Consider the following 14,707-nt stretch of genomic DNA (forward strand, 5'->3'; position numbering starts at 1 on the left):
CGACAGTGCGGCGATCGGGGGCGGGAATGACCGTTGAGGGCGGTTACGCGGACATCTTCGGTCCGCAGGTGCCTCGCACGGCCGGCGAGGGGCAGACGGCGACGTTCGCGCTGGCCTCGGCGGCCTACCGGGACAACCCGTACGAGGACATCAAGAAGGCCGACAACGAATGGCACAAGACCGACGTCAAGGCCGGCCGCAAGTGGGCGAAGATCTTCCGGCCCAACCTGGGTGAGGCCTACTCACGGGCCGTCGTCGACCGCATGCTCGGCAGTGGCCGCAAGCCCCTGATCCAGTCCTTCGGCACCGAGCCGCAGGTCGTCGTCGAGCACGCCCTGGCCGCCAACAACATCCGCAAGGCACGCGACCGGATGCTCAGCGCCGTCATGGTGATCTGCGGCGTGCTGTTCCTGCCCGGGCTGCTGATGTGGCTGCTGGTCTTCCAGCTGCGCACCACCATCGCCAAGCGGGACGCGAAGCGGGGCGGCGCGCTCGCCTCCGTGCTGCTCGTCGCGGCGGGAGCGCTGGCGGTGATCTTCCTGGTCCGCATGCCGTTCACCGGATTCTGGGCCTTGTATGCGCGGGCCTCGGTCGTCATGCCCGTGCTCGGCTGGTTCTGGGCGAAGCAGATCTGCGAGCGCACCGCGAAGGACCTGCGGGGCCGCTGGGACAGCCTGTTGGCCGGCAGCAGCGTCGGCGCGAAGGTGCCGGAGGCGGTGCCGACCAGCCCCACCGAGACCCAGGCCGAGCAGCTGCGCCAGTCCCTGGCCAAGCTGAGCGCCGAGCAGCAGTCCAACTCCGTGTTCTACGCCGGGCCCAAGGGAATACTGGGCATGGGCACGCGCTGGGGCAGCTGGCAGCTCGCCGAGGACCTGGTGGCCGCCGACCCGACCCGGGAGATCCACCCGTTCCGCAGCTGGGACGTCATCCGGTCGATCCATGACCAGTTGCGGATGCTGGAGCGCGGTCCGCTCAACACCGGTGGTTTTCCCAAGCCGTCGATACGGCACTGGGTCGTCACGCCGATCGCCGAGGGCGCGAAGGCCGTGTCCCGGCCGGAGGGCACGGACGTCGAGGCGTACCAGGTCAAGACGCACGCGATCCAGGACATCTGCAACAAGCAGCAGTTCGGCAGCGGTGACCGGCACTACCTGGGCGTCCAGTGGACGCTGTGGGACGGCCAGTTGATCATCACGATGCTGATCACGGTGACCGTGCTGCACGAGACGTTGCGCATCGAGGTGACCGGGCACGCCCTCGGTCCCGTGAACGGGCTGTTCCAGGAGAAGCCTGAGGCGCCGACCAAGGAGGTCACCAAGTCGTTCAAGCCGTGGGAGACCCGCAAGGTGAAGCTTCCGCTGGTGAACACCGACGAGGTGGTACGGCTGGCGGTGCGGGCCCCGATCTCCTGGTATCCGCCGCTGCTGAACTGGCTCGGCGGGACGATAGGGCTGCCCGAGCCGTTCGGACTGCGGCACGCGTGGGCGGATCAGCCGTGGCGGCACCGCTTCATGGCCGACGACGCGCTGCGGGCCGCCACGCCGGTGCTGCGCGTGGTGCACGCGGCGGCGATCAAGGTGCTGGGTGAGAACGGCGTGGACACGGAGAAGTTCGGTGCGCGGTCGTCGTTCCTGAGCACGTCGGTGCAGGATCCTATGCCGCGGAAGGCGGACGTCTACGACGCGTAGGCCTCCGGCGGTTTGGCCGTGAGGTGGGTCTGGGGTGCCGTCCCCTGGGGGCTGCCGCCCCCAGACCCCCGCTTCGGCCCGAAGGGCCTCGTCCTCAAACGCCGGACGGGCTGACATTGCCTGGGCGGGCACCTGGAAGGACCCGCCCCCAGCGGGTGGGCGGGGGCTCGGGACGGCGAGACCTCGACCTCAAACACCGGACCGGCTGACATTGCCTGGACCGGCGCTCAAGCGGTCGGCCAAGCCTCCGCCAGCATCTTGCGCGTGTCCCCCAGCAGCTGCGGCAGCACCCGCGTGTGCCCCACGACCGGCATGAAGTTCGTGTCGCCGCCCCAGCGCGGGACGATGTGCTGGTGCAGGTGGGCCGCGATGCCGGCGCCGGCGACCGTGCCCTGGTTCATCCCGATGTTGAAGCCGTGGGCGCCCGAGGCGGTGCGCAGGGCCGTCATCGCCTGCTTGGTCAGCGCCGCGAGCTCGATGGTCTCCGGCTCGGTGAGGTCGGTGTAGTCGGCGACGTGACGGTAGGGCACGACCATCAGGTGGCCGCCGTTGTAGGGGTACAGGTTGAGGACCGCGTAGACCTGCTCCCCGCGCTTGACGATCAGACCGTCCTCGTCGGACTTGGCCGGGATGGAGCAGAAGGGGCAGCCGTCGTCGGCACCAGGACCGGTCGGCTTGTTCTCACCCTGGATGTAGGCCATCCGATGGGGCGTCCACAGGCGCTGGAACGCGTCCTGGATCCCCACTCCCCACTGCTGCTCCGGCTCACTCGTCATGCGTGAAGCATATTGCTTCGTCCGTTCGCGGCGTGTCGCCGGGGCGACGGGACAGCCGCCACCGGCCAAGCTGGGGCGGTGGACGACGACAGCCCCTACAGCCGCTGGGAGCAGCGCACCGAGATCCCGCTGTTCCTCGCGTCGCTGCTGTTCCTGGCCGCCTACGCCGCCCGCGTCCTTGCTGTGAGCATGCCGTCCTTCTGGAAGGAGGTGTGCTTGTACACGATGATCGCGCTCTGGCTGCTGTTCGCCGTGGACTATGTGGTGCGCTGGCGGCTCATCGGCGGGCGCTTCCTGCGCTTCGCCCGGACCCACTTCCTGCACACGGTCGTGGTCATCCTGCCGCTGCTGCGGCCGCTGCGGATCGTGCCGCTCTACGACGTGATCCAGCGCCGGCAGGGGCAGCCCCGGCTCTCGCTGCACGCGCGCGTGATCGCGTACGCGAGCCTGGCGACCCTGCTGCTCGGCTTCGCCGGTGCCCTCGCGGTCTATCAGCAGGAACGCGGCGCGCCCGGCGCCAGCATGCGGACGTTCGGGGACGCGCTGTGGTGGGCCTCGGCGACCCTCACCACGGTCGGATACGGCGACATTACCCCGGTGACCACGGGCGGCCGGGTGATCGCGACCGGGATGATGGCCGGCGGGCTCGCCCTGCTCGGCGCGGTGACAGGGTCGTTCTCCTCGTGGCTGCTACAGATCTTCTCCCGCGAGAGCGACACGAAGCCCCCGGAGAGCTGAGCCTCCCGGGGGCCTCGTGATCGTGTACGGCCGGATCAGATCTGCGCCCGCTCCTCGACGACCTGCGCGATCTTCGCGATGGCGTCGTCGAAGGGAATGCCGTTCTCCTGCGAGCCGTCGCGGTAGCGGAAGGAGACGGCGTTGTTGGCCATGTCCTCGTCGCCGGCGATGACCATGAAGGGCACCTTCTGCTTCTGGGCGTTGCGGATCTTCTTCTGCATGCGGTCCGAGGAGGAGTCGACCTCGACGCGCAGGCCCTTCTTCTTGGCTGCCGCGGCGAACTTCTCCAGGTAATCCACGTGCCCGTCGCCGATCGGGATGCCGATCGCCTGGACCGGGGCCAGCCACGCCGGGAAGGCACCCGCGTAGTGCTCCAGGAGCACCGCGAAGAACCGCTCGATGGAGCCGAACAGCGCGCGGTGGATCATGACCGGGCGCTGCTTGGTGCCATCCGCGGAGGTGTAGTCCAGGTCGAAGCGCTCCGGCAGGTTGAAGTCGAGCTGGATCGTCGACATCTGCCAGGTGCGGCCGATGGCGTCCTTGGTCTGGACGGAGATCTTCGGACCGTAGAAGGCGGCGCCGCCCGGGTCGGGCACGAGCGGCAGGCCCTGCTTCTCGGCGACCTGGCGCAGGGTCTCGGTCGCCTCCTCCCAGACCTCGTCCGAGCCGACGAACTTCTCCGGGTCCTTGGTGGACAGCTCCAGGTAGAAGTCGGTCAGGCCGTAGTCGCGCAGCAGCCCGAGGACGAAGGTGAGCGTCTTGTCGAGCTCCTCCGACATCTGCTCGCGCGTGCAGTAGATGTGCGCGTCGTCCTGCGTGAAGCCACGCGCACGCGTGAGGCCGTGCACGACGCCCGACTTCTCGTACCGGTACACGGTCCCGAACTCGAAGAGGCGCAGGGGCAGTTCACGGTAGGAGCGGCCGCGCGCGTCGAAGATCAGGTTGTGCATCGGGCAGTTCATGGGCTTGAGGTAGTAGTCCACGCCCTCGTCGAGCTGCATGGGCGGGTACATGCCCTCGGCGTACCAGTCCAGGTGGCCCGACGTCTCGAAGAGCTTCCCCTTCGTCGCGTGCGGGGTGTAGACGAACTCGTAGCCCTCCTCCTCGTGCCGGCGGCGCGAGTAGTCCTCCATCACCCGGCGGATGATGCCGCCCTTGGGGTGGAAGACGGCGAGGCCGGAGCCGATCTGCTCCGGGATGGAGAACAGGTCGAGTTCGTTGCCCAGCTTGCGGTGGTCGCGCTTCTCGGCCTCGGCGAGGAAGTCCAGGTAGCCCTTGAGCTCGTCCTTGGACGGCCAGGCGGTGCCGTAGATGCGCTGGAGCATCGGGTTCTTCTCGCTGCCGCGCCAGTAGGCGGCCGCGTTGCGCATCAGCTTGAACGCCGGGATCGCGCGGGTCGACGGCAGGTGGGGACCGCGGCAGAGGTCCTTCCAGCACAGGTCGCCGGTCTTGGCGTCGAGGTTGTCGTAGATCGTCAGCTCACCGGCGCCGACCTCGACGTCCGCGCCGTCGTCGGAGGAGGCGGAGCCCTTGAGGCCGATCAGCTCCAGCTTGTACGGCTCGCCGGCCAGCTCCTCGCGGGCGGCCTCGTCGGTGACGACGCGGCGGGCGAACTTCTGCCCCCGCTTCTGGATCTCCTGCATCTTCTTCTCGATGGCCTTGAGATCCTCGGGCGTGAACGGCTTCTCGACGTCGAAGTCGTAGTAGAAGCCGTCCTTGACCGGCGGGCCGATGCCCAGCTTGGCATCGGGGAAGAGCTCCTGCACGGCCTGCGCCATCACATGCGCGGTGGAGTGGCGCAGGATGTTCAGGCCGTCCTCGGAGGAGATCTCGACGCCCTCGACCTCCTCGCCGTCGGCGAGCACGTACGACAGGTCCCTGAGCTCGCCACCCACGCGCGCGGCGACGATCGAGCGCTCGCCGGCGAAGAGGTCGGCGGCTGTAGTGCCCGTCGTCACCACGCGTTCTTCCCGCTCGGAATCGCGTTGGATGATCACACGGACGTCTGACACCGGTCTCTCCTGACTGAAGGTGGGCTGCGGCGCCATACCAGGAGCGCGCGCATTACGCGATCGTACCGACCTCGGACGGCCGACCGCGAAACGGTCACCCTCGGCCTACCGGCTCAGCCCGTCAGTCCTCGCGCTCGTCCCCGCCGCACGCCTCCTCGAAGAAGTCCAGATCCTCCTGGAGCGACTTCATCAGCCGGTCCCGCTCGGCCTCGTCCACCTGTACCGGCACGACCCCGGTGGCCCCGGTGATCTTGCGGAAGCCGCCCCGGCTCTCCAGGCGCCCGTGCACGCGTACGGGCAACCCGACCAGGTGGGCGTGGCCGGCTATGCGGTACGCCTCCTCGTCGAGGGTCAGCCGGACGTGCGGCACCTCGGCGCCCGCGATGACCCGCAGCCGTACGGTGCCCTCTCCGCGAGGCCCCGACCGGCGCATGCGGACGACCGCGCCGGTGATCCTGACCGGCACGGACGGCTCCTCGCGCAGATAGCGGGCCCCGGCCTCGCGCAGCACGGGCAGGTCGCCCGGCGAGAACTCGACGGCCTCGACCCCGGCCGCGCAGTCCGCGGGCACCCCGGCCGCGGGGGCCCAGTCGACGGCGATGCGCGCGCCCTCGGTGCCGCGCACCAGCGCCACCAGCGCTTCGGTGAGCTCGCGGCTGACGCCCGCTTCGACGGCGCCGTCGAAGGCGTCCATGCCGCCGGTGGCCCGCTGGTAGTCGATGGCCTCGCGGGCGGCGTACAGCGCCTGGTGCAGACGGACGGCGAGCGGGCGCCCCGCGCCGACGGGCACGAACGCGGCGAGGTGGTGGCCACCGGCCCCGGAGCCGACGAGGACGCTCTCCAGCATGGCGGCGGCCGAGCGGCGGTGCCGGGCGCCGTAATAGCCGGCACGCGCGCGCGTGGCGAGCGCGGCGGCGAGGAGCATCTGGCGGGCGGCGGTGCGCAGTTCCTCCTCGACCGTCCAGGGCGCGGCACCGGCCGGCCCGCTCGGCGCGTCCCGCCACCAGCGGACCTCGTCGCTGGGCACGGCCAGTCCGACCAGCACCTCGCGTGCGGAGGGCATGCCGCTGCGGGACAGGGCGACGAGCGCCTCGCCGAGCAGGTCGTCGCTGTCCGGGAAGGCGCGGGATTCGGGGACGAGCAGGCTGGTGCCGTTGCTCCCCGGGCCGGGCGGGGTCCAGCGGCCGTAGCGCCCGGCCGCTCCCCCGCGCCGCTGCCAGCCGTGCCGGTGCAGCAGGGCGCTGAGCACGGCGGGGTCGACCTCGCCGGGCTCGGGGGGACGCTCCCACGACGCGTCGACCGGGTGCGGCCTCGCTGGTCGTACCGGCTCCTCCAGGGGGCGATGCGTCATGGTTTGCCTCCCGTCCCGACCCGCGTCATGATCTCGCAGAGCGCCCGGTCGTCGAAAATGCGTGAGGTCGGTACCCGCACGGTGGTGCGGCGCCGCCCGGTGATCGGGTGTCCGGCCAGGTTGACCCAGTAGCAGCAGTGCCGCAGGTCGAGCCGGTCGTGGCCGGCCCGCAGCCACTGCTCCTGCGACCGCGGGACGATCATCACGACCATGATCTTGTGCACCGAGACCGGGGTGCGGGCGAGCTTCGCCAGATGGTCGTTGTCGAGCGTGAAGGAGAAGAAGCGGCCCGGCGGGTTGGGTGCGATCTGATAGGTGGCCTTGAGCTGCACCTTGATGGTGACCTCGTCGTCGACCGTGTGGCCGGGCGCGCTGTGGCTGACGTGCCAGTCGATGCCGTTGTCCGGAAATGGCTGGGACAGTGAGCAGCCGGCCGCCGCCGCGACGGCGTGCAGATAGCCCACCTGCAGTGTCTCCATGCAGGCGGTAGTGGCGAGTGAACCGCGATGGGGGCCCGTGCGTTCGGGCAGCAGCCCGCCCCGCTCGGGCTGCGCTATCGCCATGACCAACAGCCTTCCACGCCAAGTGAATCCCCGTACCGGGCCGCTGAACTGCAAAGACCCGCACTCCTGTTGTGTCCTCCCGGCGTACGCCGCAAACGGCCCGGGTATCACCAAACGGGCAGAAGACGGTACGTCAGCTGCCGTGGGTGAACGAGGGGTTGTGTAGGTATGGCGTGCTGGTATGAAGGCCCGCTGGCGGCATTCGACACGGAGACAACAGGCGTGGACGTCGAGACCGACCGGATCGTTTCGGCGGCCGTCGTCGTCCAGGACGCCCCGGGCGCCCGGCCGCGGGTGACGCAATGGCTGGTGAACCCGGGTGTGCCGGTGCCGGAGGCGGCGACGGCAGTACACGGACTGACGGAGGATCATCTCCAGCGCAACGGCCGCTGGCCGGCGCCGGTGATGCAGGAGATAGTCGAGGAACTGGCCGGACAGGCAGCGGTGAGCCGGCCCATAGTCGTGATGAACGCACCGTTCGATCTGACACTGCTGGACCGCGAGTTGCGCCGCCATCGTGCGTCGTCCCTGGACCACTGGTTCGAGACGACGCCCATGCTGGTGCTCGACCCGCGTGTCCTCGACAAACATCTGGACCGCTACCGCAAGGGCCGCCGCACACTGACGGACCTGTGCGCGCACTACGGCGTCACGCTGGACGGCGCGCACGACGCGGCGGCCGACGCAATGGCCTCGCTGGAGGTCGTACGGGCGGTGGGCCGGCGTTTCGCGGCCCGGCTGGAGCGCCTGTCCCCCGCGGAACTGCACACGCTCCAGGCGGTGTGGCACGCGGCACAGGCACGCGGCCTGCAGGCGTGGTTCGCCCGCAGCGGCAACGAGGAGGCGGTGGACCCGGCGTGGCCACTGCGCCCCGACCTGCCGGCGGCGGCATGAAGAAGGCCGGTCCGCTACGGCGGACCGGCCTTTTTCCCGGTGGGCGATACTGGGTTCGAACCAGTGACCTCTTCGGTGTGAACGAAGCGCTCTCCCACTGAGCTAATCGCCCGGGAACGCAGTGAACAATACAGGTCCCTTCGCGTTTCCTTCAAACCGCTTGCCGGCCACCGGCCAGGTACCCGGCCAGTCCGCGCCGCCCGGAGCGCATCATCAGCCAGTGGTTGGCACGGAAGACGGGCCGCCCGGGTACGGCGAGGCGCCGCAGCAGCGGCTTGTTCACGTCGACGACCTGGTCGTAGCGAGCCAGGGTCCCGTCGCCGTGCGCGGTGACGGTCCAGCGCGCCCAGCCGTCGACGTCCCCGCTCATGGCGATCTCCAGCACCCCGGCCTCGCGGTCCCGGCGCACCTCGCGCACGGTGAAGGTCATGGCGTACGGCAGGACGGAGCGGATCGTGATCACACCGCTGGTGTCGTCGAGCCGGTTCACCGCACGCACCTGGGGCCACCAGCGGGGGTAGTCCTCGGCCTGCTGCAGTGCGTCGTAGACGGCGGCGGGCGGCGCGGGCAGGGCCCACAGGCTGCGGAAGCGGTAGCGGCTCCAGTCCATGGGCCGAGTCTGCCCCCGTCAGCGGGTTTGTGCCCTGTCTGAGTACGTTCTGAGTACGCGCACTCATGCCGTACGGCGTGACGCGGACCACACTCCAGGCATGACGCACTTTCCGCCCCCGGCCGAGGAGTTGCGGCTCCTCGACCTCGAGCTGCGCCAACTGGACGCCCGCCGAGCCCAGTTGCTGCACCGTCGAGCCTGGCTGGTCACCGCGCTGCAAGCGGCGGCGCCCAGGACCGCTTCGGCTCCTGCGCCCGTCGCACCGCACCGCCCCGAGGCCTCGGCCCCCCGCGTGCAGAACGTTCTGCTGGTGCTGGGCGGCGTCCTGCTCACCATCGCCGCGATGGCGTTCACGCTGGTCAGCTGGGGGCACATGGGGATCGCCGGGCGGGCCCTGGTGCTCGGCGGGGTCACCGTGGCGGTGCTCGCCGCGCCGGTGCCGCTGCTGAAGCGCGGGCTGCGCTCGACGGCCGAGTCGGTGGCGGGGCTGGGCCTGGCCCTGACCGTGCTCGACGCCTACGCACTGCACGAGGCCGCGCTGGCCGACGTGGACGCCACGGGCTACCTCGCCGCCGCTTCGGCGGTCCTCGCGGCCCTGTGGACGGCGTACGGTCTGCTGCCGCGCACCTCCGAGCTGCGTCTGCCCCTGCCCGCCGCACTGGTCGCCGCCCAACTCCCGCTCACCCTGTGGGCGGTGGCGGCCGACGCCGGCCTGTTCGCGATCACGGCCGCCGTGCTGGTGACGGCCGGGTTCGACGCGGGTGTGGCGCTCCGGGTGCCCGCCGGGTCCGTACGGATCACCGCCGTGATCGGTGCGTACGGCATGGGCGCGTGGGGCGTATGGGCCGCCGGCTGGCTGTCCTGGACGGCCACCGGCCCGAGCGCCGCCGCCCGTGCGGCGGCGCTCCTCCTCTTGGCCGCGGGTATCGCGGTCACGGCGGCGTGGCAAGAGGTCGCCGCGAAGCAGGCGCTCGGCCTGTCCGTCGCCGCCGGTGCCCTCACGGTCGCCGCGCTCGGCGGCACGGCCCGCTCCGCGCTGCCGGTGGCGTGGACGGTTCCGGCGTATCTGGTGTGCGGGATCGCCCTGTTGGCGGCGGTCCGGGTGGACCGGCTGCCGGAGGCGGTGCGGGCCGGGCTCGCGCGGGCCTCGGCGGCCTTGGCGGGGCTCTCCCTGCTGTGGACGCTGCCGCTGGTGGGGGTCGCGCTGGTGGGCCCGGTCGCCTGGGCGGAGCAGGTGTGGTCCGGGGTGCCGGGCGGCATGCGCGAGGCGGTGACGGTCGACGCGCCGTGGCCGCCGGACGCGCAGACGGTGCCCGTCGTCCTGGCCATGGTCGCGGTCGTACTGCTCCTCGCGGTGCGTGACGCGGTGTGGCGGCCCCGGGCCCTGACCGGTGTGGCGACGCTGGCGTGGGCGACGGCGCTGGTCCTTCCGGCGGTGCTCGAAGTCCCCTATGCCGTGGGCCTGGTGGCTCTCGGGATCACGACGGCCGGCGCGCTGGCGGCAGCCATGTGGATACGGCCGTCCGAGCGGCCGGAGACGCAGGAGGAGCCCGCGGCGGCCTCCCCGGTCGTCTTCCCCACCCCACGCGCGACCGCCACGGTCCTCGCCCTCCTGACCTCCCTCCCCCTCTCCTTCCTCTCCCTGACCACCGAAGCCGCCACGCTCTCGGTGCTCTCCGCACTGACGGCACTCTTCGCGGCGGCCTCCTGGAAGCCGCACCTCGCCCCGGTCACGGCCCCGACCGCGCTCGCGTACGCCGCCGGGCTGGCGTGCGCGGCAGGTGCCGCGGCCGGCTGGGAGCCGCAGTACATCGCCCTGCTGGTCCTGGCGGTCCCGGTGGCGGCGGCCCTGCTGGCGGCGCGGCTCGGTGACGGGCCGGCGACGGTCCCGGTCGAGGTGACGGGCGCGCTCGCCGCGCTGCTCGCGGTCGGGCTGGCCGCCGCCTCGGCCGACCTGGCGATGGTGGCCCTGGTGCTGGCCCTGTGCGGTGTGATCACCGCCGGTACGGCGATCCGCCCCGACCGCAGGCCCGTCGCCTACGCCTCCGCCGCGCTGTTCGTGCTGGCCACGTGGGTGCGGCTGGCGGCCTGGGACATCGGGACGCCGGAGGCGTACACGCTGCCGGTCACCGTCCCGGCCCTGCTCGTCGGCGCCCTGCGCAGGCGCCGCGACCTCGAGGCCTCGTCCTGGTCGGCGTACGGCCCCGGCCTCGCCGCCACCCTCGTGCCGAGCCTCCTCGCGGCCTGGGGCGACGCGCACTGGACGCGCCCGCTGCTGCTGGGCCTGGCCGCCCTGGCGGTCACCCTGCTGGGCGCCCGCCACCACCTCAAGGCACCGCTGCTGCTCGGCGGCACGGTGCTCGCGCTGGACGCCCTGCACGAACTCGCCCCGTTCATCGCCCAGGTGACGGACGCACTCCCCCGCTGGGTGCCGCCCGCCTTGGCCGGCCTGCTCCTGCTGGCCATCGGAGCAACGTACGAGCAGCGCCTCAGGGACGCCCGAAAGATGCGGGACTTCCTGGGCAACATGCACTAGCGCCCCTAGGGGCGTGGGGCTGTATCGACATGCGGCTCCGCCGCGTGGGCGCGACCAGCCACAACGGACCCGCAGTTCCCCACAACCCGCTACGGCATCCTGCCCCCGAGCAGCGCCAGGTTCTCGATGGCCGCAAGCCCGTACAACGCGGTGTCATTCGTCGAGACCCACGCAGCCTCACTGCCCGGCACCAAGGCGGCCGGCCCGCGAAGCTCCTCCGTCTTCCAGGGCGCCGACTCCTTGTACCCGTCGGAGTTGTAGAACTTCTCCCACGCGCGCGTGGCGAGCTTCTCGTCCCCCGTCCGGACGGCGGCGTACGCATCGAGCCGCGAGTGCCCCTGGAAGAGCAGCAGGGAACCGAAGTTGGAGCCGTAACGCGCCGCCTGCTCGGCCTTGGTGGCGTTGAAGTAGCGGCAGTAGTCGAAGTACGCCTCGTTGAACTTCGGCATGTCGACGAGATCGATGAGCTCGGCGCACAGCTCGTTCAGCCCGAACACCGCGGACAGGTGGGAGACCCCGACCACTGGCGCCGCGGCGATCGCGAACCTGCCCGTGTCGAGGTCGTACAGCCCGCTGCCCTGCACGAACCCGTTCGGCTGGGCGGCGATCGTCTCCATCGTCGACAGGACCCGCGCCTTGGCCTTCTCCCACTTGGGGCCCTTGCGCTCCCACTCCGTCAGCCACGCCGAGACCAGCCCGCTCCAGTCCGTGCCGAAGCCGATCGACAGCGCGTGCCGGTCGGGCGTGTACGGCTCGGTGCGGATCTTGCGGATCGGGTCCAGCACCAGGAACGTCTCGTCGGAGTCGACGTTGGCGTGCATGAGGTCGCCGACGCGCTCGTCGGCGGTGAGGAAGTAGTAGTAGCGGCGATACGTCGTGTTGGCGATGCGCTGCTGCTTGGCGCTGTCGGCGTAGTGCTGGACACCGTGCCGGGTGCCGAGGCCGGCCCACTCGCCGAGGTGGTAGACGTCGACCTCGCCGGTGTGCCGGGTCATCGCCTCGGCGAAGCGGAAGATGTCGGCACGGCCGGAGCGCAGATAGGCGAACCAGAGCCAGAGGTCGGGCGAGAGCTCGGAGTTGTCCCAGGCGTAGCCGCCGATGTCGTACCGCCACTGGTGTCTGACGGTGTCGTAGGTGTGCATGATGTCGCCGTAGTCCCAGAAGCCGTACCAACGGCGCTGCTCCACCTGGTCCTTGTAGTAGGTGAAGAGGAAGTCGAGGTGGTCCTCGATCTTCGCCTTGGCGGGCGTGGAACGGTCCGGCTCGGAGTACAGCCCCGGCCCGAAGACACCCGCCTTGATGAGCTGCTTGGGCGGGGCGGCCAGCTGCGGCAACACCCGGACGGCCTCGACCTGCTGGGCCAGGGCTTCGGCCGAGGGCGTGGACTCGTTGGCCCAGAAGAGGAGTTCGGAGGTGCGGGCGATGCCGTAGGGGGTGCCGAACTCCGGCTCGTAGTCCTCGTAGGTGATGTTGAGGCCTTCGAGCTGCTCGGGGAAGGTGTCCTGGCCCATGCCGTCGTGGTAGAAGCGCAGGTCCATGGGCTGGGCCTCGGGCGACCAGAGCCACAGGGTGACCTCGGCCTCGTCGGTGTGGGCGTCTCGGATGTCGAGCTGGGCCGGGTACTTCTCCCAGAAGTCCCGCAGCCCGAACGACAGCCCGCCGCCGACGCCACCGACGTAACCGAATCCGGACGCCCGCCTGCCGCCGCCGGCGCCGATCCAGCCGTGGCCCTTCTTGGTGCGCTTGCGCAGGGTGAAGCCGTCGGCGCAGAGCTGGGAGAGGGTGTAGTCGCCCCACTCGGGGATGTACTGGAGGCGGGTGGTGACCCGCTGGTCCCAGGTGGCCGGGTCGGGCAGCTCCTCCCCCGCGAACTGCGCCGCCTGTACGGCCGCCCCCGGGTCGCGGCGCAGTCCGGTGATGCCCTTGACGGCCTCGCGGAGCATGCCGGTGCCCTCGCCGCCAATGCGGATGTGACGGTCGTAGGACTCGTCGCGCATCGGCACGGTGAAGCGGACGCCGATACCCCGGATGAAGTCGCCGCTCGCTTTGCCCGGCTCCTGCGTGCCGTCGAAGGTGACGGTGTGCACCATGCGGAAGGAGTCGGCGCCCGCGTAGAAGTAGAGGCGGATGGAGAAGGGGAGCCAGCTCCGGTTGCCCTTCCGGTGTTTGCCGTCGATGCGGACCACGGCCCGGACCGGGCCTTCCTGCTCGACGGTGACCTCGGAGATGGCGCCCTCGAAGCGTTCCGTCCTGACCGCGCCCTGGTCCTCGTCCTCGATCTCGGGCTGGCGGATCAGCACGAGCCGACCGTTTCTGGCGATCTCCGTGGAGCCTCGGGTGACCGACTTGATGAGGGTCGCGCCCGACTTGCCGATCCTCGCGGTGATGACGCCGGTCGAGACGTCGACGGTGGCGCCGCTCTTGTCGACGGTGACCTTCCTGGCGGGGGCGGTGGCCTCGCCGGGGCTCAGCGTGAGCTTGCCGGCGCCCGAACTCACGGCGTGGGCCGTCCACTTGAGGGAGCCGTCGGGCCAGTAGGCGATCGGCCACGACTGCACGGGTACGGCCTTGCCGTCGGCGTCCGTCAACGCGAAGGTCTGCTCCTGCTGGTACGCGCCCTTCGGCCAGGGGACACCGACGGTGGAGCCGGGTGCGGCGCCGAGGCCGCCGTCCTCCAGCCAGTCCAGGGTCACGGGGTCCGCGTCGACGGCCTCGGCTCCGGGCGCGGCCTGCGCGTCCTTTGCCCCTGGTGCCCAGCTGAAGTGCGCGGCGGCTCCGGCGACCGCGGCCGCCTTGAGAAGGGACCTGCGGGGGATGGGGGACATGGCCTTTCCTTTCCGTGCGGATGCGAGGAGGTGGTCAAGGGCATGACAGAGAGAGGTACGGCGCTCAGGGCGCCGACCTGGGAACTTCGTGTGGGGGCGCCGCCGCTCAGCGGTACCGGTACCGCTCCTCCACGGCGACGGCGGCCGCCGCCACGGCACCCAGGACGGGGACCGCCAGCGGCGCGGCGAACCAGGCGGAGGCGGCCACGACGGCCAGCCCGCCGATGATCAGGAAGGACCCGGGGAGGTCGAGCACGGTACGCCGTCCGGCGCCCGCGAGCAGCGCCCGCCAGCCGGCGTCGGGCGTCCAGGAGGCCGCAGCCCGCAACAGCGCCACGACGGCACCGATCAGCGCGAACAGCCCGATCGCCCCGACCAGCGGGCCCCCGGGAATCCCGGCCCGCGCGGCCTGCACGTCCACCCGGACCGCGGCCGCCACCGCCCACCCGGCGAGCCCGACGGCCCACCCGCCGCGCACGGCCACCCGGAAGTCGGCGACGAACTCCCGCAGACCCCCGCTCTCGTGACCGATTCGGCGCCGCAGATGCCGGGCGCCGGCGGCGAAGGCGGCCGGAAAGGTCACCACGCCGAGGGAGGCCACCGCGATCCACACACCGGTCAGCAGACACTCGGCGAACACGCCGAACCGCTCGGCGAAGACGGACTCCGTGGCCGGCGTACGGGCTTTCACGCGCGCTTGGCTCATCGTGACCG

General features: G+C 71.2%; 11 protein-coding genes and 1 tRNA gene. 4 read left to right on the forward strand and 8 right to left on the reverse strand.

Features of this window, described 5'->3' with window-relative positions; translation table 11 throughout:
* Positions 1 to 26 precede the first annotated feature (26 nt).
* Positions 27 to 1,688 (forward strand): hypothetical protein, encoded by a 1,662-nt coding sequence (locus OG254_RS09455; protein WP_405579427.1) that lies wholly within the window; start codon positions 27 to 29, stop codon positions 1,686 to 1,688.
* A gap of 227 nt (positions 1,689 to 1,915) precedes the next feature.
* Here OG254_RS09455 and OG254_RS09460 read toward each other — a convergent pair whose 3' ends face one another.
* Entirely contained in the window at positions 1,916 to 2,464 is a 549-nt protein-coding gene (locus OG254_RS09460; RefSeq protein ID WP_351197029.1) for an HIT domain-containing protein, read from the reverse strand.
* Positions 2,465 to 2,542: 78 nt separating this feature from the next.
* Here OG254_RS09460 and OG254_RS09465 point away from each other — a divergent pair, with 78 nt between their 5' ends.
* Entirely contained in the window at positions 2,543 to 3,202 is a 660-nt protein-coding gene (locus tag OG254_RS09465) for a potassium channel family protein (protein ID WP_405579431.1), read from the forward strand.
* Between the two features lie 35 nt (positions 3,203 to 3,237).
* Here the strand turns inward: OG254_RS09465 and thrS are convergent, their stop codons facing one another.
* The 3 genes from thrS to OG254_RS09480 form a co-directional block, all read right to left on the reverse strand.
* Positions 3,238 to 5,214: a threonine--tRNA ligase gene (gene thrS, locus OG254_RS09470; protein ID WP_405579433.1), complete on the reverse strand. Its 1,977-nt coding sequence runs from the start codon at positions 5,212 to 5,214 to the stop codon at positions 3,238 to 3,240.
* Positions 5,215 to 5,335: 121 nt separating this feature from the next.
* Entirely contained in the window at positions 5,336 to 6,565 is a 1,230-nt protein-coding gene (locus OG254_RS09475; RefSeq protein WP_405579436.1) for a hypothetical protein, read from the reverse strand.
* On the reverse strand, positions 6,562 to 7,128 hold the full coding sequence (locus tag OG254_RS09480) for a DUF4365 domain-containing protein (RefSeq protein WP_147997138.1): 567 nt from the start codon (positions 7,126 to 7,128) through the stop codon (positions 6,562 to 6,564). Before OG254_RS09480 ends, OG254_RS09475 begins: the two co-directional genes overlap by 4 nt.
* Before the next feature lie 168 nt (positions 7,129 to 7,296).
* Between OG254_RS09480 and OG254_RS09485 the strand changes: the two genes are divergently transcribed.
* Positions 7,297 to 8,022, forward strand: a complete 726-nt coding sequence (locus OG254_RS09485) for a 3'-5' exonuclease (RefSeq protein WP_351197037.1) — start codon at positions 7,297 to 7,299, stop codon at positions 8,020 to 8,022.
* A 40-nt stretch (positions 8,023 to 8,062) separates the two neighbouring features.
* Here OG254_RS09485 and OG254_RS09490 read toward each other — a convergent pair.
* Both OG254_RS09490 and OG254_RS09495 read right to left on the reverse strand, forming a co-directional pair.
* A tRNA-Val gene (locus OG254_RS09490) sits at positions 8,063 to 8,134 on the reverse strand.
* A 39-nt stretch (positions 8,135 to 8,173) separates the two neighbouring features.
* The gene (locus OG254_RS09495; RefSeq protein ID WP_405579440.1) at positions 8,174 to 8,632 is read right to left on the reverse strand and encodes an SRPBCC family protein; all 459 of its coding nucleotides are present in this window, start codon (positions 8,630 to 8,632) and stop codon (positions 8,174 to 8,176) included.
* Between the two features lie 100 nt (positions 8,633 to 8,732).
* On the opposite strand from OG254_RS09495, the gene OG254_RS09500 reads away from it, so the two are divergent.
* Positions 8,733 to 11,168, forward strand: coding sequence for an SCO7613 C-terminal domain-containing membrane protein (locus OG254_RS09500; protein WP_405579443.1), 2,436 nt, complete (start codon positions 8,733 to 8,735; stop codon positions 11,166 to 11,168).
* An 89-nt stretch (positions 11,169 to 11,257) separates the two neighbouring features.
* Here OG254_RS09500 and OG254_RS09505 read toward each other — a convergent pair whose 3' ends face one another.
* Both OG254_RS09505 and OG254_RS09510 read right to left on the reverse strand, forming a co-directional pair.
* Complete coding sequence (locus tag OG254_RS09505) at positions 11,258 to 13,993, reverse strand: Tat pathway signal sequence domain protein (RefSeq protein ID WP_405579446.1); 2,736 nt, start codon at positions 13,991 to 13,993, stop codon at positions 11,258 to 11,260.
* Positions 13,994 to 14,099: 106 nt separating this feature from the next.
* Positions 14,100 to 14,699 carry a hypothetical protein gene (locus OG254_RS09510; RefSeq protein WP_405579448.1) on the reverse strand — a complete coding sequence of 200 codons (600 nt, stop codon included), beginning with the start codon at positions 14,697 to 14,699 and terminating at the stop codon, positions 14,100 to 14,102.
* Between the last annotated feature and the right edge of the window lie 8 nt (positions 14,700 to 14,707).

Source organism: Streptomyces sp. NBC_01092, assembly GCF_045039535.1.
Lineage (GTDB): Bacteria > Actinomycetota > Actinomycetes > Streptomycetales > Streptomycetaceae > Streptomyces.